Here is a 21,616-nt window from a genome sequence, read left to right as displayed (position 1 = left end):
GAGCTGTTCATCCGTTCAACAAGAGGTGCATCATGGACCGATATCCACGCAATGATTCCATCGTTCAACCCGCATCTCGCGGTTTACAAGCCTATATGGCGCAGGTCTATGGCTGGATGACCTGCGGTCTGTTACTGACCGCATTTGTCTCCTGGTTTGCGGCGCGTACGCCCGCAGTGATGGAGCTGGTGTTTGCCAATCGTATTACCTTTTTCGGGCTGATTATCGCGCAGCTGGCGCTGGTGTTCTTCCTGTCAGGCATGGTGCATCGTCTGAGCGGGGCCGTTGCAACCGGGCTGTTTATGCTCTATTCGGCACTGACCGGCCTGACCATGGCGAGTATCTTCCTGGTCTACACCTACTCTTCCATCGCCAGCACCTTCTTTGTCACGGCGGGGATGTTTGGTACAATGAGCTTCTACGGCTATACCACCAAACGCGATCTGAGCCGGTTTGGCAGCCTGCTGTTTATGGGGCTGATTGGCATTGTGCTGGCGTCGCTGGTGAACTTTTGGCTGAAAAGCCCGGCGCTGATGTGGGCGATTACCTATATCGGCGTGGTGCTCTTTGTTGGATTAACGGCTTATGACACGCAGAAGCTGAAAAACATCGGTGAGCAGATTGATGCCCGCGACACGGAAAACCTGCGTCGCTATTCAATCATGGGCGCGCTGACGCTCTATCTCGACTTCATCAACCTGTTCCTGATGCTGCTGCGGATTTTCGGCAACCGCCGTTAAGTCTGTGGGGGGATTGCAGGGGAGGCGCACTGTATGCGCCTCCTGAGATTGTTGATAAAGTCCAGCTCGGTAGCGGTAAGACCGAGCCTGCGAAGGGAACACGGTCAGATCGGAAAGACGCAAAACCGCCATCCATGGCATGCCCGGCCCGTGCGATTACGCACCTCATCCCTGAGGTGCGCCCGTAACCGGGCCAACGCGTTGCGTTGTTCAAAAACGCTCCCGGCGTTTTTGTCCGTGGCGCGGGACGCTTTCCTCCTCTGACCGTGTTCCCTGCGCATTGAGCTTATTCATTGCTGCCAGACTCACCCTGATTTAGGTTTGTCAGCCGTCTGGGGAGGCACACTGTGTGCGCCTCCCTTTTTTATGACGATTTCTGTAACTTCTGCTCGTTCTTCTGACGCAGATGCTTCGCCCGACTCTCCAGTCCCAGATAGAGCACCAGCGCTAACAGCAGCGGCAGGATAAAGTAGAGCACGCGATACGCCAGCAGCGCCGCAATGATGGTGCCATGCGACGCGTGCTGACCGCTGAGCAGCGCCAGGAACACCGCTTCCAGAACGCCAATGCCCGCCGGAATATGAATGATTACCCCGGCAATACTGCTGATCAGCAGGACGCCCAGTACCATCGGATAGCCCACGTCGCGTCCCAGCAGCAGCCAGATAATCGCGCCCATCACCATCCAGTTGGCACAGGAAACCGCAAACTGCAGCAGCGCCATGCGCAGTGAAGGCAGCTGCAGCGTCTGGCCTTTAATCGTCCAGCGACGCTGTTTTGAGAAGGCGCAGGCCCAGAGGTAAATCGCCACCAGCACCAGCAGAACCACGCCAATCAGCCGCAGCGTGGTCTCACCGATAAACCAGCCGCCGGGAATCGAGACCATGCCCGCACTGAATACCACACCCGCCAGCAGTATATAGCCCAGCCAGTTGGTGGCGATGCTCAGGGAGAAGATGCGGGTGATGGTGCCGCTGTCGAGGCCCAGCCGGGAGTAGAGCCGGTAGCGCATCGCGACGCCGCCCACCCAAGTACTCAGCGTCAGGTTAAAGGCGTAACAGATAAACGACACCAGCATCACCTGCCGCTTCGCCAGCTTATGGCCGCAGTAGGCACGGCCAATCAGGTCGTAGCAGCCATAAACCAGGTAACTCAGCACCACCAGCCCGGCGGCGGTCAGCACCACAAAGCGGTTGTAGTTAACGATGACGTCATAAACATCTTCCCAGTTCACCTTGCGGGCGTAAACCACCAGCAGTACCACCACCGCGATGAAAAACAGCACGGTGAGGATTTTTTTCGCCAGTTGCCAGCGTGGATGTTTTTTTACCATCAGGATTTTGCTCCCGGGTTATCAGCTTCAACGCGATCCTGCGTTTCCATTTCAGGCTGTACCGGCGCACTGACCTGGGCCAGCAGTGGCGTATGCGCCGGAAGCCAGCCAGCAATAGCCGGGAAATGACGCAGGAAATGGAATACCACCACGCTTTTACTCAGTTGCCACCAGTTGCGCGGCGGCAGGCGATCCTCCTGCACGCGCTGGCAATCATTCGCCAGCAGCGCTTCGAGGTTGTCGCGCAGCGTCTGGTTAAATGGGCGATCGTGGATGATCAGGTTGGCTTCCAGATTCAGAGAGAGGCTGAGCGGATCGAGGTTACTGGAGCCAACGGTGGCCCAGTAATCGTCTTTGACAGCGATCTTGCCGTGTAGTGGACGCCGGATATATTCGTAGACTTCCACGCCGCCATCGACCAGATAGTTGTAAAGCAGCTCTGCGCCCACTTTCACAATCGGCATATCCGGCTCGCCCTGTACAATCAGCCGCACCCGGACACCCCGCTGTGCGGCATTGCGCATCTCACGCAGCAGCCGGTAGCCCGGGAAGAAGTAGGCGTTGGCAATAATCACATCCCGCTTCGCCTCGCGCAGCATCTCCAGATAGTGCACTTCGATGTCGTCGCGGTGCTCGTCGTTATCGCGATAGACATAAAGCACCTGGGCATCGCCGGGTTTAGCATTCACCGCCGGACGATGAGAACGCGATCCCCACCAGCGGCGGGTATGCTGTTCGCTGCCAATCGCCTGTTGCAGATAGCGGGCGATGTCGGCCACGACCGGGCCTTTGACCTGTACTGCGTAATCCTGCTTCGCCTCCGGGCCATAATCGGTGTTGTGTTCAGCCGAGAAGTTAATGCCGCCGACAAAGGCGACCACGTCATCCACCACCACCGTTTTACGGTGCAGACGGCGGAAGACGTTGGTGCGCATCCCCATCACCAGCGGGCGCGGATCGTAATAGATGAAACGCACACCCGCGCTGGTCAGGCTGTTCACAAACTTGTCGGAGAGTTCAGCGGAGCCGTAGCCATCGACCATCACTTCGACCCGCACGCCGCGCTGGGCCGCTGCCAGCAATTCGCGGTGCAGGGCGTTGCCGACGTCATCCTCAAACAGAATAAAGGTTTCGATCAAAACTGAGCGTTCTGCCCGCTGAATCGCGCCAAAGACGCGCGGGAAAAACGCTTCCCCATTTTCCAGCAACAGCAGTCGGTTGCCTTCCTGCCAGTTAAAATTCATAGATGAATCTCCACCGCCAGCGGCGCGTGATCGGAAAGATGGGACCAGGGCTTACGCGGCAGCGCCCACGGATGACTCACGGTGGCGTTGCGCACATAGATGCGATCAAGCCGCAATAGTGGGAAGCGCGCCGGGAAGGTGCGCGCCGGGCGTCCGGTCTTCATACTGAATACCTCTTTCAGGCCTGCGCCCTGTTTTAATATGGCGTTAGCGCGTCGCTGCCAGTCGTTGAAATCGCCTGCTACGACGACCGGCGCGTCGGGTGGCAGCGAGTTGACCATTTCACAGATCTTCTTCATCTGCGCGTGACGATGCGCCTCTTTCAGACCCAGGTGAACACAGATGACATGCAGCGTGCCGTGCGGCTCGGGCAGGGCGATCTGACAGTGCAGCATGCCGCGATTTTCACTGCCTGCTACCGAGATATCCCGGTTCTCATACTCGGTTATCGGGAAGCGTGACAGCACCGCATTGCCGTGATGTCCCTCCGGATAGACCGCATTGCGTCCGTAGGCGAAATCGTTCCACATGGTGTCAGCCAGAAACTCATAATGAGGCGACTCAGGCCACTCTTCATGGTTAAGGGAGTGGATGGCATGTGTGCCCATTACCTCCTGGAGAAAGACCACATCCGCCGAGGTCGCGCGAACGGCTTCGCGCAATTCCGGCAGGATGAAGCGGCGATTAAACGGGGCAAACCCCTTGTGTGTATTGATCGTCAGGACTTTTATTGAAAATCCTTGCGCATTTTGTGGCATACTCGCGACGCACTCCTTTTCATCATCAATAGAATCAAAGTGTAGTCTTTGTCACAAATGGGTGGTGAGAGAGCGCGATATTTAGGGCGTTATCCGAAAATTGTTTTACATTGAGGAAACCGTTTCCGGCTTGTGCCGGTAGCACTTGGGCGACCTGTTGGGTCTGCCAGGAGAATTGAATGAAATGGTCTAATCGTATTCAAATCATCACGGGTCAGACGTTGTTGCATATCGCTATGCATCTGCTGGTGATCGCTGCGCTGATCTGGGGCTGGAAACACAAGGCGCTGGTTGATGTCTGCAGCACGCTGGTGGCGATGTACGCACTGGTTTTTGTTGCCATGCTGGTGACACAGCGCATCGCCCGTTTACGCACGCTCGGCGATTATCTTGAAGAAGCGACCACCACTTACTACTTTGGCGCCGCCATGATGACACTGTTCCTGGTGTCGCGGATTTACCACAACAACCTGCTGCTGGCCTGTCTCGGCGTAGTAATGTTGCTGGGTCCGGCGCTGGTTTCGCTGCTGGCGAAAGAGCCACCGCGGCGTATCGAAAATAAACGTAGCTAAGTTGAAGGCCACCGCGAGGTGGCCTTCCTGTTTCTGCGCAGTTAAGTTATGTCAGTAAATGTGAGCTATCTCGCACACTTCATTTAAAGCTGCTACACTCGCCCGCTTACGCATCGTAGTTTGTGCCCTTTTCACGCGTCAGCCCCAGCTGCCGTCACTATCCCTCTGAAAACTACACCGTGAATCACGGCCAGAGCGGACCGGAGTAAACCACGTAATGTCATTTGACTCTCTCGGCCTGAGTGCCGATATTTTGCGCGCGGTTGCCGAACAAGGCTACAGCGAACCTACACCTATCCAGCGCCAGGCGATTCCTGTGGTGCTGGCAGGCCGCGATCTGCTGGCGAGTGCCCAGACCGGCACCGGCAAAACGGCCGGCTTTACCTTACCGTTGTTACAGAAACTCTCTGCTACCGCAACGCCCGTGCGCGGTCGTCGCCCGGTGCGCGCCCTGATCCTGACCCCAACCCGTGAACTCGCGGCGCAGGTCGGTGAAAACGTCAGCGACTACAGCAAATATCTCTCGCTGCGCTCGCTGGTAGTGTTTGGTGGCGTCAGCATCAATCCACAGATGGTCAAGCTGCGTGGCGGCGTCGATGTGCTGGTGGCCACGCCAGGTCGCCTGCTGGATCTGGCGCAGCAGAATGCCGTTGACCTGTCACAGGTCGAAATTCTGGTTCTGGACGAAGCGGACCGTATGCTGGATATGGGCTTTATCCACGACATCCGTCGCGTGCTGGCGCGTCTGCCAGCCAAACGTCAGAACCTGCTGTTCTCTGCCACCTTCTCGGATGAGATCAAAGGCCTGGCGGAAAAACTGCTGACCAACCCGGAAATGATTGAAGTGGCTCGCCGCAACACCGCTTCTGAGCAGGTGGCGCAGCAGGTGCATTTCGTTGATAAGAAGCGTAAGCGGGAACTGCTGTCGCAGCTGATCGGCGAAGGTAACTGGCAGCAGGTGCTGGTCTTTACCCGTACCAAACACGGCGCTAACCACCTTGCCGAGCAGCTGGGCAAAGATGGCATCACCGCCGCCGCGATCCACGGCAACAAAAGCCAGGGTGCCCGTACCCGTGCGCTGGCCGACTTTAAGTCAGGCGGCATTCGCGTGCTGGTTGCGACCGATATCGCGGCCCGTGGCCTGGATATCGAAGAGCTGCCACACGTCGTGAACTACGAGCTGCCTAACGTCGCTGAAGATTACGTTCACCGTATTGGCCGTACCGGCCGTGCGGCTGCAACCGGTGTCGCACTGTCGCTGGTCTGCGTCGATGAGCACAAACTGCTGCGTGATATCGAACGTCTGCTGAAGCGTGAAATCCCGCGTCTGGCGATTGAAGGCTATGAGCCGGATCCGAGCATCAAGGCGGAGCCGATCATCAACGGTCGTCAGCAGCAGTCTCGCGGCGGTGCAGGTGGCGGCGGTCGTGGTCGTGGTCAGGGCGGACAGGGTGCAGGCGCATCGCGTTCCTCTTCATCCGGCGACAAACGTCCTCAGGCGCGTCGTCAGAGCCAGGCTGCGCCTCAGGGCGATAAGCCCGCAGCCCGTCCACGTCGTCCGGCTCCGAAGCGCACCGGAAACGTCTGAGTATGAGGGTTTTACTGGCTCCGATGGAGGGCGTGCTGGATTCACTGGTACGCCAGCTGCTATCGGAAGTGAACGACTACGATCTCTGCATCACTGAGTTTTTGCGCGTGGTCGATCAACTGCTGCCGGTAAAATCCTTCTACCGCCTCTGCCCCGAACTGCATCACGCCAGCCGTACGCCATCCGGCACGCGGGTGCGGATGCAGCTGCTGGGGCAGCATCCCGAATGGTTAGCCGAGAACGCCGCGCGCGCGGTGGAGCTGGGCTCCTGGGGTGTCGATCTCAACTGTGGTTGTCCCTCTAAACTGGTCAACGGCAGCGGAGGCGGCGCAACCCTTCTGAAAGATCCCGATCTGATTTATCGTGGCGCGAAAGCGATGCGTGAAGCGGTGCCTGCCGATTTGCCGGTGACGGTGAAAGTACGGCTCGGCTGGGATTCCAGTGCCCGTAGCCTGGAGATTGCCGACGCGGTCCAGCAGGCCGGTGCCAGCGAGCTGACGGTGCATGGGCGGACCAAAGAAGAGGGCTATCGCGCAGAAGCGATTAACTGGCAGGCGATTGGCGAGATTCGTCAGCGGCTGCGCATTCCGGTGATTGCTAATGGCGAGATATGGGACTGGCAAAGCGCGCAAAACTGTATGGCGGTCACCGGCTGCGATGCGGTGATGATTGGCCGTGGTGCACTGAACATCCCCAACCTGAGCCGGGTAGTGAAATACAACGAACCGCCGATGGCCTGGCCCGATGTGGTGAGGTTATTGCAGAAATACAGCCGGCTGGAGAAGCAGGGCGATACCGGCCTCTATCACGTAGCGCGGATCAAACAGTGGCTCGGTTATCTGCGCAAAGCGTATGGCGAAGCCGATGGCTTATTCAGTGAAATCCGTGCGTTAAAAAACTCAGGTGATATTGCGCAGGCGATTGATCGTCACGCAATTGTTCATGGTTTGTGATAAAAAATCAGGCGACCCCTTAGCAGCCTGACGGTATAGTGGGCAAAATTTCCCACACCACAAGCCTGCTATGTCTGACACCGCTGTGTTGAGCAACAGTCAGCTCAACAAACGAATCCTCTCAGTTATCATCTTCACTTTCTTCTGCTATCTCTCTGTCGGACTGCCGCTGGCCGTACTGCCGGGCTTCGTCAAAAATCAGCTTGGCTTCAGCTCCTTTATCGCCGGTCTGATTATCAGCATCCAGTATTTTGCGACGCTGCTCAGCCGTCCGCAGTCGGGCCGTCTTGCCGATCGCCTGGGGCCAAAACGGGTGGTAATGCTGGGGCTGCTCTGCTGTGGCATGAGCGGGGTGCTGACTATCGTGGCGGCACTGCTGAGCAGCTGGCCGTGGCTGAGTCTGGCGCTGCTGGCTATCGGGCGACTGTTTCTTGGCGTGGGCGAAAGCTTCAGCAGCACTGGCTCCACGCTGTGGGGCATGAATATCGTCGGGCCGTTGCAGACCGCGCGCGTCATCTCCTGGAACGGTGTCGCCACCTATCTGGCGATGGCTGTTGGTGCGCCGCTGGGCGTGCTGCTGAACAGTCAGTTTGGTATGAGCGGATTTGCCGGACTGATTGCGCTGATGGGCGTCGTCGGTTATCTGATGGCCAGCCGCAAACCGGCGGTAACGGTCAGCGTGGGCGAGCGCATTCCGTTTCATCGCGTCTTCTCACGCGTCTGGCTTTATGGCCTGGCGCTGGGCTTCGGCACCATCGGCTTTGGCGTCATCGCCACCTTTATCACCCTCTATTTTGCCAGCCGCGACTGGCAGGGCGCGGCCTATGCGCTGACGCTGTTCAGCCTGGGGTTTGTGCTGGTGCGGCTGGGTTTCGGTCGCTTCATTACCCGCTTTGGCGGACTGCGCGTGTCGCTGTTCTCTTTCCTGCTGGAGTGCCTGGGACTGCTGATAATCTGGCAGGCGGACAGCGCCTGGCTGGTGGGCGCGGGCGCGTTCCTCACCGGCAGCGGTTTCTCGCTGGTCTTCCCGGCGCTGGGCGTTGAGGCGGTAAAAAGGGTTGAGCGTCAGGATCAGGGCTCGGCGCTGGGCACCTATTCCGCCTTTCTCGATCTGGGACTCGGCTTAACCGGCCCGGTGGCGGGCTTGTTTATCGGGCACTGGGGGATGCAGTCGGTCTATCTGGCTGCCGCGATGATGGTGCTGGGCGCGCTGCTGATTACGCTGCGGCTCTATACGCAGCAACGGCTCACCACCTGACCGGTGGTGAGCCCTGACTATCAGAAACGGGTAAACACCCAGTAGAGCAGGGCAGAAAGCAGAATAGAGACCGGCAGCGTTAATATCCAGGCGACAGCCAGATTACGCAGGGTGGAAAACTGCAGACCAGAGCGGTTGGCCGCCATGGTGCCCGCCACGCCGGACGACAGCACATGGGTGGTCGATACCGGCAGGCCAAAGCCATCGGCTGCGCCAATGGTCATCATCGCCACCAGCTCCGCGCTGGCACCCTGGGCATAGCTCAGATGGGTTTTGCCGATCCGTTCTCCCACCGTCACCACAATCCTGCGCCAGCCGACCATGGTGCCCAGCCCCAGCGCTATCGCCACCACCACTTTCACCCACATCGGAATAAAGCGGGTGGCGCTGTCGAGTTCGGTTTTCACTGCTTTCAGATTGCGTTCGGTCTCATGCGGCAGCGTCACCTTCGCGGTCTGCAGATGCTTAATCGACTCCGAGGCCAGATACATCTGGTTGCGGGTATTGGTCACCGCCTGGGCGGGGATGTTATCCATCGAACCGTAGCGGCGAATCTGATCGCCCACCTCGTTGAGCGTCCGCGCCAGCGCCGGTAACACCTCGGCGTTCATCTGGTTGCTGCCGACAAAGCCGGTCAGCACGTTGCGGGCTGCCGGGGGATGCGCCGTCGCCGGTTGCAGTTGTAGTAGCTGATGGGCGGTCACTTCGGTCAGTGCGGCCACGCGTGGGATCTGATCGGCCGGCAGCGATCGGTTCAGGGCGTAGGCGATCGGCATGGTGCCCACCAGGATCAGCATAATCAGCCCCATCCCTTTCTGCCCATCGTTAGAGCCGTGCGCAAAGGAGACGCCGGTACAGGTCAGGATCAGCAGACCACGGATCCAGACTGGCGGTGGCTGGTCACTTTTCGGAGCCTGATAAAGCTGGCGATTACGGATAAACATCTTCATCACCCAGAGCAGCAGCCCGGCGCAGACAAAACCCACCACCGGCGACAGCAGCAGGGCATAGCCGACCTTGAGTGCCTGATCCCAGTCCACGCCGCTCAGTCCGCTGCGGCCATGCAGCATGGCGTTAGCCACCCCGACGCCGATAATTGAACCAATCAGCGTATGCGACGACGATGAGGGCAGGCCGAAATACCAGGTGCCGAGATTCCAGATAATGGCGGAGAAGAGCAGCGCATAGACCATGGCGAAGCCGTTGCCGCTGCTGGCCTGCAGGATCAGCTCGACCGGCAGCAGCGAGATAATGCCAAACGCTACCACGCCGCTGGAGAGCAGTACGCCCATAAAGTTACAGAAACCCGACCAGACCACGGCCACGCCGGGCGTCAGCGAATGGGTGTAGATCACGGTAGCGACCGCATTGGCGGTATCGTGGAAACCATTGACGAACTCAAAGCCGAGCGCGATCAGCAGCGCCAGTCCCAGCAGAAAGAACGGCAGATAGCTGGTGACCGGCGTATTGGTTTCTTCAACATCATTAACCAGGTTAAGTCCGGCGAAGGCCAGCCCGGCGATCAGCAGAATGAAAAACAGCGGTTTGCTGAAGCGACTGCCCCTGCCGTTGAAATCGGGGCGTCCCCGGGCTGATGAGGAGGAGAGACTGTTTTCGCTCATGGTGTACCTCACGTGGCGGATGCCAGATGCTGATTTGCATCGGGTTAACGGAGTGTGATACGCGCTTTATATGACAGAAAAATGATGGCCGGTCTTGCGAAAAAGTTCTTTTACCTGATGGCGATATTAAAAGCTAACACCATTAACAGCGATGCCACATTCAGGCACTGGGACCACTAACAGAAGCCCGTAATTTGGGTTAAGTCATGATTAAGGTATGATGTCTTTACTTAATAGCCATAAAGTTCATGAGGGATTATGACTGAAGGATTTTTTTTATATCACCTGGATAAAACCACCTGCGGCGGACGGATTCTTAGCGGCGCGTCTGATGAAACGTACACCATCAGCGGCATCGAGCGCCAGCAGGTCCGGGAGGGCGATCCGGTGACCTGCGGAAAACATGAAGGGCGGTTTCGCGTCTGTGGGGGGATGGGGGATGCCTATGAGGTGAATGGTGTCCTGAAAGAGTGGGCGGGCTCTCTTCACAGTTACAGCTCCTGCCCCTGTCGTGCCCGTTTTATTCCCTCCGTCAGCACGCACACTTACGAGATCGACTGCAACGCTGGCCGTGCAGCCGAACGGGCTGAGGCTGCGGAGAGAAAAGCACGGCAGTCAGAGCCTGAACAGCGTGCACAGGCAGCGAAGAAGAAACGGGAAATCACGCTCACCATCGGTGTGTTCTTTGATGGAACGGGCAACAATGCGAATAACAGCGGCGCTCGGCAGGCCGCTTGTTCCGGTGAACATTTTGGGATGAATAATGCGGAGGCTACGTCTGGATTAGAGCAGTGCCTGAGACTGAATCAAGGAGTCAGCGGTACCGCAGCCGGAAGCTATATCGGCTACTACAGTAACGTGCATTGGCTCCATGCACTGTACTCTACTGATTTCCCCTCCAGTATCGAACAAGGACAGTACGCGGTTTATATCGAGGGTATCGGTACGGAAGATGGTGCAGGTGACAGCACTTACGGGATGGGCACCGGTCGCGGTGATACCGGTGTGGTGAAAAAAACGGACAGAGCTATTGCTGCACTTGCTGCAGCTATCAAAGACTATTTAGCCAAACCGTCTGAAGTTGATGTCGGAATCGTCAGACAATTGCAGTTTGATATTTTTGGCTTCAGCCGTGGAGCCGCGGCGGCGCGGCATTTTGCCAACCGGGTATTCAGCCAGGACAGGGCCATCATCTCGGCAATTAAGATGGGGCTGGGTGATGTTGAGTTCTCCGGTACGCCCGGCGGTAAAACCCGATTTCTGGGAATTTTCGATACTGTGGCGGCCATCGGAACGCCGGTTAATGGCCTGAACCCGCACAGCGCAGATACAGGTGAGGTGAATCTTGTGCTGCGCCCGGGCGTGGCGGAAAAGGTATTTCATATCACCGCGCAGCACGAATGCCGGTTTAACTTTGCACTGAACAGCGTCAAACCAGCCTGGCCTGAGCTGGCTCTTCCCGGTGCGCACTCCGACATTGGCGGAGGTTACAATCCGGAGGAACGCGAAGCCTGTTTCCTTACCCGGCCGGAGTTTGAAACCGTACCACTCTCAACTCCCGATACAGAAACGCGGATTTATCGGCAGACCTGCGCGCAGCTTAAAACGATGGACGGCTATCCGGCGATAGCGCCGCTGCTGAATGCAGTGGAGGTCAATGCCGATGTCTGGCATGACGACAGAATGCCAGCCGATCGGTACGGAGCACTACAAAAGCGCAGCGGCGCGGCGCTGGTTATTGACAGACTAACCCGCAATGACTGGTCTAAGGTGGCGCTACGGGTGATGCTTGATGCGGCGCAGGATGCCGGTGTGGTGTTTGATCCCATCTTGCCTAAAGATGATTATCTTTCGCTAAGAGCTGAGCTCAATAATTTGTGTGAAAAAGCAATTATCATGGGGCGTGCGGTTCGGAATGGTCAATCCATACAGGGCTTTACTACATCGGAAATTCTGATGCTGGCCGAGAAATATATCCACTGCTCGGCTAACTGGAACAGCGTACTTAGAGACAGTGAGGGAAGGGTCAGCGGTGCGGTCAGACCGGCAAAGCTAATGACCTTCACCAATCGGCCAGACGAGCGCTGGCAGCGTACGGTTTACGATATGGACGGGAATAGAATATGGAAATAGAACGCGTGGCATGGCTTCTTGTCATTCTGATATTGACTGGCTGTCATGGAGAAGCACACACAACTGGTGCTCCTCAGAACGATGAGCCAACAGAATGGTGGTTTAATTTTTTTACGCCTGAAGCGCTTCCGGCATTAGTGACCTTCGCGGGTGTTCAGGATGCAGAAGGTAAAGTTTATGAGTTCAATACACTGGATAGTACAAGAGCGCTCAATGGTGTAGTCGGTCAGTGGAACGATAATGCACGAACGCTTAACGGTCACTGGAATCATGTTAAACGGCCTCCCAGACATATTATCTTTTGCTGGGACTCAATTATCGATAAAAGGGTATATCAGACCTCTCTGACCATTCCTGAACCCGTTGTGGATAAAATGCTCCGGCCCGGGGTAAATCAGAACTATCCGGGGAAAGGGAAGTATTACAACACTATACAAATTGGTCTGGCTCCGGAGGGAAAGGTAGCTGTCTGGTTAAGTGGCGTTGCCCGGGGCGAACCTGGTTACCGTATAACGCCGTCCGTTCTGAAAACTTTCTCCGGAGATAAGCTGGATATCTGTAAAGGAATTACACGTTTTTCACACGGCTATGAATACGGCAAAGATACTGAGATTTTTATAAAAGGAAAAAAATACCCTTACGGCCAATGGTAACGCTGCTGATACTTTTTAATGCGGATTGAAGATATATTCACTTCGGGCAACTGGAACAGCGTATACAAAGACAATCAGGGAATGGCCAGTAGTGCACTCAGACCGGCGAAGTTGATGATCTCCTCTAATTGGCCAGATGAGCGCTAGTAGACCTTAATCCAGGCAATAAAAAAGCCAGCGACAGGCGCTGGCTTCTTAGAGCAGGGCGGCGATTACGAGTTGGTATTGGCCGCTGCTGCAGGGGCTGCTGGTGTGACCGGTGCGGCCTGCTCAGTGGCGGGCTGCTGTGGCTGTGCAGCATCACTGCTGGCACCCTGTGGGGTGACTGGCGTCATCGGCTGTTCCTGTGGTGCAGCCTGCGGGTTTTCCGGCATTGGTACAGGTGCAGTCTGGATGTTGTTTTCCACACCGTTCACTTTTACCGGCATACCGGTACGGCCCTGAATGGCGCCGTTAACCTGATCCTGATTGACGCTGGCATCAACCAGCACTTTGCTTACTGCCTGCGTCAGCGTAATCGGCACCAGCTCACGCGAGTTAAACTGCTCTTCGGTAGTCGACAGCGGGTTATGCACTTCAACATAACGTGAACCGTCTGGCTCTACGGTCGCTTTTACCGGCTGGTCAACGAACTGAACGCGGGTTCCGACCGGCACGTTCTGATACAGCCATTTAATATCGTCAGCGCGCAGACGCACACAGCCGTGGCTCACGCGCAGGCCGATACCGAAGTTGGCGTTGGTGCCGTGAATCGCATAGAGACGACCGATATAGAGCGCGTAAAGACCCATCGGGTTATCCGGGCCTGCCGGGAACACGGCTGGCAGGGTTTCACCGCGTGCCGCATAGTCCGCATGCATACCTTTGGTTGGCGTCCAGGTCGGGCCATCTTTCTTACGTTCTACCGCTGTGGTCCAGTTAATCGGGGTATCTTTACCCAGTTCACCGATACCAATTGGCAGCACCACGACGGTTTTGCTGCCTTTCGGGTAGTAATAAAGACGCATCTCTGCGCTGTTAATCACAATGCCTTCACGCGGTGCGTCAGGCAGGATCAGCTGCTGTGGGATGATCATTTTGCTGCCAGCTTTAGGCAGATAAACGTCAACACCCGGATTGGCTTCCAGCATATTGCTGAGGCCCATCTGGTACTGCGCCGCAAAAGCTTCCAGCGGCAGCTTGCTGTCTTCAGGAACCGTAATTTCAATATTTTCCCCGATCAGACGGCTGTTGGCCGGCGGTAACGGGTAAACCACAGCAAAGGCTGACTGGCTGAATGCCGCCAGGGCCAGAGCGATTGAAGCGAAAGCGCGAATAATTTTCATATTTTACAAGTCTTTATCGCCATATTTCAGGCTGGTCTATGTGTCGAATTCATGCTGGCCAATGTGACCTGCTGCGCATTATATGTTCATTAATCTGACGTTGTGAATCGGGAATTTAACCTGCCTGCAATACTTTACGTAAATTCACCGCGGATGTTAGCGCATTTCCGGAAAGCAGGGCGTGTAAAATGCGGCTTTCCGGGGGAAGTCCTGATTAAGGTTGCCACTGCGTCTGTTCACCGCTGAGTTTGCGATTCAGGAAAAAGGCGGCACTGATTAACGCCAGATGCGTCAGCGCCTGCGGCGTATTGCCCAGCGCATGACCGTGGCTGTCAAACTCCTCGGCGTACAGGCCCAGCGGATTGGCATAGCTCAGCAGCTTCTCAAATTCAAAATGCGCTTCCTGAATCCGGCCCGCGCGCGCCAGACACTCGACATACCAGAATGAGCAGGCACCAAAGGAGCCTTCCGATCCCTTGAGGCCATCGGCCGGTGTTTCATGCGTATTGTAACGCCGCACCATACCGTCGCTGACCAGATTGGTTTTGATCGCATCCAGCGTGGCAATCCAGTCCGGGTCGGTGGCACCGACGAAGCGTACCAGCGGCATCAGCAGCATGGAGGCGTCGAGATGTTCACCATGACGGGTGGCAGAGAAATGGCCGCGTTCACTGTTCCAGAAGTTTGCCCAGATATCTTCGCGGATCTCGCGACGCGCCCGATCCCAGCGTTCATAAGGCATCGGCAGAGATCGCTTCATGCCGAGACGCAGCGCACGATCCATTGCCACCCAGCACATCAGACGCGAATGCAGGAAATGCTCGGGTTCACCGCGCATCTCCCAGATACCGGCATCGGGCTGATTCCAGTGCTCACACAGCCAGTCGATCATCTTGACCACATGCTCCCAGCCGCGCTGCGAGATCGCCTCACCATACTTATTGGCCAGATAGACCGCATCCATCAGCTCGCCATAGATATCGAGCTGGGTTTGCTGCCAGGCGTCATTGCCGATGCGAACCGGACGGGAGTCGGCATAGCCGGAAAGATTGAGTAACTCCATCTCATGCAGCTCGGTGCCGCTGTCCAGCCGGTACATCACCTGCAGGCGCATCTCATCGTGATGGCTGTTTTCAACACAGCGTCCGACCCAGTGGGTAAAATGTTTGGCTTCATCAACGTAGCCCAGCCGCATCAGTGCATACATGCTGAACGAGGCGTCGCGGATCCAGGAGGCGCGATAGTCCCAGTTGCGTTCGCCGCCCAGCTCTTCAGGCAGGCCAAAGGTTGCCGCCGCCGCAATCGAGCCGTGCTGATGTGAAGTCAGCAGCTTCAGGACCAGCGCCGAGCGCTGCACCATCTCGCGCCAGCGTCCCTGATAGGTGCTCCGGGCGCTCCAGCGTCGCCAGTAGTTCAGCGTCTCTTCGAAGCAGTGCTCGGTGGCCAGCGCTTCGATATGTGCATCATCCACGCTGCCAAATTCGAACTGCGCATGTTCGCCAGGCTGTAACGTGAAGTGGGCGGTGGCGCTGTCATCCTCCAGCGTCATGACCACAGAGGCTGCCAGGCGCAGCGACGGCTGACCTTCGGCATGAAAGTCTATGCAGCCGTTGTGCGCTTCGGCCCGGGTCTGCGCCCGGGCGTAGTCATGACGCGGTGAACAGCGCAGCTGAAAGGTTGCGCTGCCGCGAACCATCTTGACCCGGCGGATCAGGCGCGGCAGTTTGTTCTTATCATCACAAATCGGCATGTAGTCGGTGATTTCCGCCACGCCTTCATCATCCAGCCAGCGGGTCTGCAGGATATTGGTGTCAGGCAGGTAAAGCTGCTGACGCCGCGCATTGGGCCAGTCAGGCGCCAGGGAGAAAAGGCCGGCATCATCGCTGTCGAGCAGGGCGGCAAACACCGACGGGCTGTCGAGTTCAGGCCAGCAGAGATAATCAATGGTGCCATCGTTAGCGACCAGCGCACAGGTGCGCAAATCGCCGATGACGCCGTGGTCTTCAATCTTACGTTTTACCTTACTCATTCTTATCTCCCTGTCAGTGTCCATCCTAACTATAGCTGAGCCATCCGATGCGGCTTCGTTTGGGCACAGATGGTTAACGCGCGGTTGAATAAGGAAGGAGAGGGGAAGGTGGGCGGGTGAGACTTACATCATCGTCAACATGTCGCCAGACGCTTTTCAGCATCTGGCGACCGGTATGTCATCTGGCGAATACGCCATTCGTTTATTGCTGATCGGCCCGGCGGTTGTGCCAGCGACGGATTACCCAGCGCAGCACAAAGGCGAAGACGACCGCGCCGGCCAGCCACAGCAGATGTTTCAGATGCTGGTCGAGTTTATGCAGCCACGGCGCGATGATGCCGCCTGCGAAATAGCCCAGCGTCACGAAGATCAGCGACCAGATAGCCGCCCCGATAACGTTAAGAATAAAAAACTTCATCGGGTTAAGGCGGCTGGCACCGATGATGATGGGTCCAATCAGCCGGAAGCCATACATAAAGCGCACGCCAATCACGAACAGGCTGGGGCGGCGTTTAATCAGGCGGTTTGCCTTCACCACTTTGTCCTGATGCTTTTTAAAGCGGCGCAGGATCCGCGTGCCCCAGCGGCGACCGACCCAGTAGAGCAGCTGATCGCCAACAATGCCGCCACCCATTGCCGCCAGCACGACCCCCACATAATGCAGCAGCCCCTCATGCGCGGCCACGCCGCCCAGCAGCGTAAATGTCTCCCCCTCTGCAATACAGCCAATAAAAAGTGCCAGATAACCGTACTGCGTAATTAATGCGTTGATATCCAGATGCAAAATGACTCTCCCTGTTCGGTGATGATTTCTTTCAGTCTATACGCGATTTGGCTTCGCTTCCGCCCGGCTACCACGGGTCCGTTTATTTATGCTGTTTTTTTGTCCGGTCACTACGAAAATTTCACTGCCGTTTATACTTGAGGAGACGCTGCCCCCAAAGACGCATGCATCACCGGGCGGCCCATCGCATCAGAGGAGTGACTGTATGAACCATGTCTGGGGACTTCTGGCGCATCCGAACCAGGAAATGCGTCATATCAAGCAAGAGAATGAGAGCGTCTCGCACCACTACACTCACCATGTTCTGCTGATGGCGGCGATCCCGGTGATCTGCGCCTTTGTCGGTACAACTCAGCTGGGCTGGAATCTGGGCGAGGGGCAATATGTGCAACTTAACCTGGCAACCGGCATCGGGCTGGGCATTCTGTTCTACCTGATTATTCTGGGTGGCGTCGCGGTTATGGGGCGCGTGATCCACTGGATGGCGCGGGATTATCCGCAGCGTCCCGGCGTCCAGCGCTGCACCGTGTTTGCGGGATACGTGGCGACGCCGCTGTTTCTCAGCGGGCTGGTGGCACTCTATCCGCTGGTCTGGCTCTGCGTACTGGCAGGGGCGCTGGCGCTGCTCTACACCGGCTATCTGCTCTATATTGGCATTCCCCTGTTTCTGAATATCGACCGCGAAGAGAGCCTGCGTTTTTCCGGCTCAACGCTTGCCATCGGCGTGCTGGTTTTTGAAGTGTTACTGGCATTAACCGTGGTGCTGTGGGGATATGGACCGCATCTGTTCTGACTGACCGCTGCCGCCGCTCTGGCGGCAGTTCTCTTTTTACGCCCGGAAACAATCTCACCAGGAAATTTCTTAACCTAAAGCGTATGATGCTGCTGCCAGCCCGCGCGCCGACGTGACTGAAGCGGGCGGCCTGTGTCGGTCTGACACAGTACACAATCATAACCGGGTTTTTTTCTACGATGCCTGCAAAAATTCGCTCCACCCTGCTTTCGCTGGCGCTGCTCGTTTCCGGGCAGATTGTTTCACTTCCGGCGCAGGCGACGACTTCATTGTCGCAACTTACGCCTATTGCTCAGCCGCAGATCGCTTCTGGCAGTGCGATGATTGTCGACCTCACCACGAATAAAGTGCTCTTTTCCAGTCACCCGGATCGGGTCAGGCCCATTGCGTCCATCACCAAACTGATGACCGCGATGGTGGTGCTGGATGCGCATCTGCCGATGAATGAGATGATTAACGTCGATATCAGCCAGACGCCGGAAATGCGTGGCGTTTTCTCGCGCGTTAAGCTCAACAGCCAGATCAGCCGCCGCAATATGATGTTACTGGCGCTGATGTCTTCAGAAAACCGTGCCGCCGCCAGCCTGGCCCACGCCTATCCGGGCGGTTATCGCGCCTTTATCCAGGCAATGAATGCCAAAGCGCGGTCACTCGGCATGAAACAGACCCGCTATGTGGAGCCAACCGGCCTCTCAACGCAGAACGTCTCCAGCGCGCAGGACCTGGTGAAGTTACTCAAAGCGACGCGGGAATATCCGATGCTTGGGGCGCTCAGCACCACAAAAGAAGAGACGGCCGTGTTTGCCCATCCGAGCTACGCGCTGCCGTTCCGCAATACCAACCATCTGGTCTATAAAAATGACTGGCATATTCAGCTGACCAAAACCGGTTATACCGACGAGGCGGGCCACTGCCTGGTGATGCGCACGATGATTAACAATCGTCCGGTGGCGCTGGTGGTGCTGGATGCCTTTGGCAAATATACCCACTTCGCCGACGCTAACCGTCTGCGCAGCTGGATTGAGACCGGCAAAGCCGCGCCAGTGCCTGCCGCTGCGCTGGCGTATAAAAAGCAGAAGTCGGGCCAGGTTGCCAGCAATGGTGCCGGCAGTGCCGACGTTGAGTAGAGAATAGCCGGTGTCGCGCACGGCGCGCACCGGCATTGCCTGCAGGCTGAGCAGGTAGCCGGGAAGAAACAGGCAGAGGCATAGAGCGATGTTCATGCCGCTGCCTGTCCCGAATCAGCCCGAAAAATGCCCGTTATTCCTATATTGCCATCCCTTGCAAAGCCCTAAACTTACGCGCGACTGGCGAGGGAAGATCGCCTGATTTAAGCTGCCGGAATCTTACACATATGTTTATACGATCCCTTTTTGCATTGTTAATGCTGGCGCTGGCAGGGTTTGCCCCGGCGCTGGCGCTGGCCGCGGATGATACGGCCGGTGCTGCTCAGGAACAGGATGCTCCGCCGAAGCTGAATGCCGCGGTTGAACTGCCGAAAATGCAGAAGATCCTCGACAAAATTAAAAGTCAGGTTTCTGTCGATGCTGGCGAAAACAAGCTGACGCAGCTGAATGAAATGGCGCTTGAGCTCTCCGGTAATGCCGATACGCTGGGTCAGGCGCTGGTTCCCGATCGCCAGCAGCTGGAAGCCCAGTTGCAGGTGCTGGGTCCGGCCCCGAAAGCGGACAGCGGCGTCAAAGAGACGCCGGAAGTGACGCGCAAGCGCAACACGCTGGAGAGTCAGAAAAGCAAACTCGACGACCAGATTAAGCAGGCTGAAGGCATTAAAAATGGCGCACTGATGCTCTCCTCGCAGATTGTTAACCTGCGTCGCGATCAGCTGAAAAGCCAGCTGGCGCTGAACTCGGGCAGCATCCTCGGGGCGCGCTTCTGGTCACCGTTGCTGAGCACACAGGATCTGGATGGCGAGAAAATTGGTGAGTTCCTGCAGGAGTTGCAGGACACGGCTGCGCTCTCATGGGAGCCGGGCTGGCGCGTGGGCAGTGTCTTCTGGCTGCTGGCAGCGCTGCTGGTGATGACGGTGGGCCGTCGTTACAGTGAAGAGTTTCTGGCCTGGGTCAGCATTAATAAACTGCCGGAAGGGAAGCTGCGTCGCAGTTTCCTGGCGGCAGCGATAGCGCTCACCACGCTGGTGGCGGTTGTCCTCACCTTTAACTTTATCGCCCTGGCTTTCACCCGCCGTGATGAGGTCTCTGAAAACGTTCAGGACTTTGTCGATCGTCTGGTGCAGCTCAGCGTCTTTTGTGGCCTGATTGCCGGACTGGGACGCGCATTCCTTTCTACCCGTCGGCCCAGCTGGCGGTTACCGACCATCTCCAATGAAGTGGCGATGGCGTTAAAACCGTTTCCACCGATTACTGCGGTGCTGGTCTTTATCTTCCAGACGGTCGAGGCGTTCAACTACAGCGTCGGCACCAGCCTGAATACCACTATTTTTGCCAACGGACTGACGGCACTGCTGATCGGCACCACCGCGCTGGCGATCAGCATGCGCACCAATCGTGTGCGTCGTCGCCTGACGCTGGCGGGCACTCCGCCGGAAGCGCGCTCAACGCTGGTTGGTCTGATTCAGATGGGCCTGACGCTGACCGCCATTGCGATTCTGGTCTCGCTGCTCATCGGTTACGTTACGCTGGCGCGCTTCCTGAGTTATGAGGTGATCTGGTGCGGCCTGCTGTTTGGCTCGTTCTACTTCCTCAGTCACCTTTTGAAAGATGGCTGTGAGAGTCTTTTCTCAACCAGTAACGCCACCGGTCGTCGCATTCAGAGTTCGCTTAACATTAATGAGCGTCACCTGCAGCAGACGGCCACGCTGCTGACGGCCATCGGTAAAACCTTCCTGGTGCTGGTTGTTGCACTGGCGCTGGTCAACGGCACCTTTGCCTCCTCAACGCCGATTGAGCTGCTGCAAAAAGTGATTGAGTTCTGGGGCGGTAAAGGGCTTGAATCCCTGAACATCGTACCGGCGCACATGGTGAATGCGATAATCTGCCTGATTGTCGGAATCTATGTGCTGCGCTCGGTGCGCCGCTGGCTCGACACCGATTTCCTGCCAAAAACCACCATGGATGTGGGAATGCGGGTATCGCTGGTGACGCTGTTCAGCAACATCGGTTACGTGCTGATTATCCTGCTGACGCTGTCGATCATGGGTCTGCAATGGAACAAACTGGCGTGGATCGTCAGTGCGCTGTCGGTTGGTATCGGTTTTGGCTTACAGGAGATCGTGAAGAACTTTATCTCGGGGCTGATTCTGTTAACCGAGCGTCCGGTTAAAGTCGGCGATCTGGTGAGCATCAGCGGCATTGAAGGGGATATCCGTCGCATTAACGTGCGCGCCACCGAGATCCAGCTGGGCGACAAATCCACGGTGATTGTGCCGAACTCGCAGTTTATCTCGCAGAACGTACGCAACGCGACCATGGGCAATGCGCAGGGGGTGGTCACGATTACGCTGACTTTCCCGCTGGATATTGATCCGGTGAAGGTGCGCGATATTCTGCTGGAAGTTTACAACGAGAATGAACGTATTCTGGAAACGCCGGAGCCGTCTGTTTCGTTTAAAGATCTGACCCAGCAGGGGATTGTGCTGAGCGTCACGGGTAACGTAGCGGGTCAGCGCCAGATCTCAGGGGCGAAGAGCGACCTGCTGTTCGATATTCTGACGCGTCTGCGTAAAGAGGGCATTCTGCTCTCCACACCGCAAACAATGATTATCGAGCGCCGTCAGCAGATGGCGGGTGTGGAGCCGGTTCCGGAAGAGAAGCTGGTTTAGGTGTTAAAGGGGCTGGAGTGTGTGGGCTCTGA

Annotated in this window: 17 protein-coding genes; 10 read left to right on the top strand and 7 right to left on the bottom strand. The window is 56.9% G+C overall.

What is annotated here, in order from left to right; genetic code table 11:
- The first annotated feature begins 32 nt into the window (after nt 1–32).
- A complete protein-coding gene (locus EGO56_RS13425) occupies nt 33–740 on the top strand; it encodes a Bax inhibitor-1/YccA family protein (protein WP_135909667.1) in 708 nt (235 codons plus the stop codon).
- A 364-nt stretch (nt 741–1,104) separates the two neighbouring features.
- Here EGO56_RS13425 and EGO56_RS13420 read toward each other — a convergent pair whose 3' ends face one another.
- From EGO56_RS13420 to EGO56_RS13410, 3 genes are read right to left on the bottom strand one after another with little or no spacing between them, the layout of a single operon-like run.
- Nucleotides 1,105–2,073 carry a lysylphosphatidylglycerol synthase domain-containing protein gene (locus EGO56_RS13420; RefSeq protein ID WP_135909666.1) on the bottom strand — a complete coding sequence of 323 codons (969 nt, stop codon included), beginning with the start codon at nt 2,071–2,073 and terminating at the stop codon, nt 1,105–1,107.
- A complete protein-coding gene (gene clsB / locus EGO56_RS13415) occupies nt 2,073–3,317 on the bottom strand; it encodes a cardiolipin synthase ClsB (RefSeq protein WP_135909664.1) in 1,245 nt (414 codons plus the stop codon). The genes EGO56_RS13420 and clsB overlap by 1 nt, the downstream gene beginning before the upstream one ends.
- Nucleotides 3,314–4,075 (bottom strand): endonuclease/exonuclease/phosphatase family protein, encoded by a 762-nt coding sequence (locus EGO56_RS13410; protein ID WP_135909662.1) that lies wholly within the window; start codon nt 4,073–4,075, stop codon nt 3,314–3,316. The genes clsB and EGO56_RS13410 overlap by 4 nt, the downstream gene beginning before the upstream one ends.
- Nucleotides 4,076–4,254: 179 nt before the next feature.
- On the opposite strand from EGO56_RS13410, the gene EGO56_RS13405 reads away from it, so the two are divergent.
- From EGO56_RS13405 to EGO56_RS13390, 4 genes are all read left to right on the top strand, one after another.
- Nucleotides 4,255–4,647: a YbhQ family protein gene (locus EGO56_RS13405; RefSeq protein ID WP_031594396.1), complete on the top strand. Its 393-nt coding sequence runs from the start codon at nt 4,255–4,257 to the stop codon at nt 4,645–4,647.
- 217 nt (nt 4,648–4,864) lie between these two features.
- Complete coding sequence (rhlE, locus tag EGO56_RS13400) at nt 4,865–6,235, top strand: ATP-dependent RNA helicase RhlE (protein WP_110331543.1); 1,371 nt, start codon at nt 4,865–4,867, stop codon at nt 6,233–6,235.
- A gap of 2 nt (nt 6,236–6,237) precedes the next feature.
- Nucleotides 6,238–7,188, top strand: coding sequence for a tRNA dihydrouridine(16) synthase DusC (gene dusC / locus EGO56_RS13395; protein ID WP_135909660.1), 951 nt, complete (start codon nt 6,238–6,240; stop codon nt 7,186–7,188).
- Nucleotides 7,189–7,258: 70 nt separating this feature from the next.
- Nucleotides 7,259–8,446 (top strand): MFS transporter, encoded by a 1,188-nt coding sequence (locus EGO56_RS13390; RefSeq protein ID WP_135909658.1) that lies wholly within the window; start codon nt 7,259–7,261, stop codon nt 8,444–8,446.
- Nucleotides 8,447–8,466: 20 nt separating this feature from the next.
- Here EGO56_RS13390 and EGO56_RS13385 read toward each other — a convergent pair whose 3' ends face one another.
- Nucleotides 8,467–10,068: an inorganic phosphate transporter gene (locus EGO56_RS13385; RefSeq protein WP_135909656.1), complete on the bottom strand. Its 1,602-nt coding sequence runs from the start codon at nt 10,066–10,068 to the stop codon at nt 8,467–8,469.
- A gap of 258 nt (nt 10,069–10,326) precedes the next feature.
- Here EGO56_RS13385 and EGO56_RS13380 point away from each other — a divergent pair, with 258 nt between their 5' ends.
- Both EGO56_RS13380 and EGO56_RS13375 read left to right on the top strand, forming a co-directional pair.
- Complete coding sequence (locus EGO56_RS13380) at nt 10,327–12,201, top strand: PAAR domain-containing protein (protein WP_135909654.1); 1,875 nt, start codon at nt 10,327–10,329, stop codon at nt 12,199–12,201.
- Nucleotides 12,192–12,854 (top strand): DUF2931 family protein, encoded by a 663-nt coding sequence (locus EGO56_RS13375; RefSeq protein WP_135909652.1) that lies wholly within the window; start codon nt 12,192–12,194, stop codon nt 12,852–12,854. The genes EGO56_RS13380 and EGO56_RS13375 overlap by 10 nt, the downstream gene beginning before the upstream one ends.
- Before the next feature lie 212 nt (nt 12,855–13,066).
- Here EGO56_RS13375 and EGO56_RS13370 read toward each other — a convergent pair whose 3' ends face one another.
- The 3 genes from EGO56_RS13370 to EGO56_RS13360 form a co-directional block, all read right to left on the bottom strand.
- Nucleotides 13,067–14,179: a L,D-transpeptidase family protein gene (locus tag EGO56_RS13370; RefSeq protein WP_135909651.1), complete on the bottom strand. Its 1,113-nt coding sequence runs from the start codon at nt 14,177–14,179 to the stop codon at nt 13,067–13,069.
- 214 nt (nt 14,180–14,393) lie between these two features.
- Nucleotides 14,394–16,208, bottom strand: a complete 1,815-nt coding sequence (locus EGO56_RS13365; RefSeq protein ID WP_135909649.1) for a glycoside hydrolase family 15 protein — start codon at nt 16,206–16,208, stop codon at nt 14,394–14,396.
- A 202-nt stretch (nt 16,209–16,410) separates the two neighbouring features.
- Nucleotides 16,411–16,992, bottom strand: coding sequence for a DedA family protein (locus EGO56_RS13360; RefSeq protein WP_033731933.1), 582 nt, complete (start codon nt 16,990–16,992; stop codon nt 16,411–16,413).
- Between the two features lie 205 nt (nt 16,993–17,197).
- Here EGO56_RS13360 and EGO56_RS13355 point away from each other — a divergent pair, with 205 nt between their 5' ends.
- From EGO56_RS13355 to EGO56_RS13345, 3 genes are all read left to right on the top strand, one after another.
- Nucleotides 17,198–17,785, top strand: coding sequence for a Yip1 family protein (locus EGO56_RS13355; protein WP_135909647.1), 588 nt, complete (start codon nt 17,198–17,200; stop codon nt 17,783–17,785).
- Between the two features lie 179 nt (nt 17,786–17,964).
- Nucleotides 17,965–18,912: a D-alanyl-D-alanine endopeptidase gene (gene pbpG, locus EGO56_RS13350; RefSeq protein ID WP_013357207.1), complete on the top strand. Its 948-nt coding sequence runs from the start codon at nt 17,965–17,967 to the stop codon at nt 18,910–18,912.
- 227 nt (nt 18,913–19,139) lie between these two features.
- Nucleotides 19,140–21,584, top strand: a complete 2,445-nt coding sequence (locus EGO56_RS13345) for a DUF3772 domain-containing protein (RefSeq protein WP_135909645.1) — start codon at nt 19,140–19,142, stop codon at nt 21,582–21,584.
- Nucleotides 21,585–21,616 lie beyond the last annotated feature (32 nt).

It is taken from the genome of Pantoea vagans (genome assembly GCF_004792415.1).
Lineage (GTDB): Bacteria > Pseudomonadota > Gammaproteobacteria > Enterobacterales > Enterobacteriaceae > Pantoea > Pantoea vagans.
The sequence above is the reverse complement of the archived record's forward strand: the minus strand, read 5'-3'. Positions and strand labels throughout refer to the sequence as shown.

Coding starts and splice junctions, on each gene's coding strand:
- EGO56_RS13425 (WP_135909667.1), top strand. CDS start 33: ATGGACCGATATCCACGCAATGATTCCATCGTTCAACCCGCATCTCGC.
- EGO56_RS13420 (WP_135909666.1), bottom strand. CDS start 2,073: ATGGTAAAAAAACATCCACGCTGGCAACTGGCGAAAAAAATCCTCACC.
- clsB (WP_135909664.1), bottom strand. CDS start 3,317: ATGAATTTTAACTGGCAGGAAGGCAACCGACTGCTGTTGCTGGAAAAT.
- EGO56_RS13410 (WP_135909662.1), bottom strand. CDS start 4,075: ATGCCACAAAATGCGCAAGGATTTTCAATAAAAGTCCTGACGATCAAT.
- EGO56_RS13405 (WP_031594396.1), top strand. CDS start 4,255: ATGAAATGGTCTAATCGTATTCAAATCATCACGGGTCAGACGTTGTTG.
- rhlE (WP_110331543.1), top strand. CDS start 4,865: ATGTCATTTGACTCTCTCGGCCTGAGTGCCGATATTTTGCGCGCGGTT.
- dusC (WP_135909660.1), top strand. CDS start 6,238: ATGAGGGTTTTACTGGCTCCGATGGAGGGCGTGCTGGATTCACTGGTA.
- EGO56_RS13390 (WP_135909658.1), top strand. CDS start 7,259: ATGTCTGACACCGCTGTGTTGAGCAACAGTCAGCTCAACAAACGAATC.
- EGO56_RS13385 (WP_135909656.1), bottom strand. CDS start 10,068: ATGAGCGAAAACAGTCTCTCCTCCTCATCAGCCCGGGGACGCCCCGAT.
- EGO56_RS13380 (WP_135909654.1), top strand. CDS start 10,327: ATGACTGAAGGATTTTTTTTATATCACCTGGATAAAACCACCTGCGGC.
- EGO56_RS13375 (WP_135909652.1), top strand. CDS start 12,192: ATGGAAATAGAACGCGTGGCATGGCTTCTTGTCATTCTGATATTGACT.
- EGO56_RS13370 (WP_135909651.1), bottom strand. CDS start 14,179: ATGAAAATTATTCGCGCTTTCGCTTCAATCGCTCTGGCCCTGGCGGCA.
- EGO56_RS13365 (WP_135909649.1), bottom strand. CDS start 16,208: ATGAGTAAGGTAAAACGTAAGATTGAAGACCACGGCGTCATCGGCGAT.
- EGO56_RS13355 (WP_135909647.1), top strand. CDS start 17,198: ATGAACCATGTCTGGGGACTTCTGGCGCATCCGAACCAGGAAATGCGT.
- pbpG (WP_013357207.1), top strand. CDS start 17,965: ATGCCTGCAAAAATTCGCTCCACCCTGCTTTCGCTGGCGCTGCTCGTT.
- EGO56_RS13345 (WP_135909645.1), top strand. CDS start 19,140: ATGTTTATACGATCCCTTTTTGCATTGTTAATGCTGGCGCTGGCAGGG.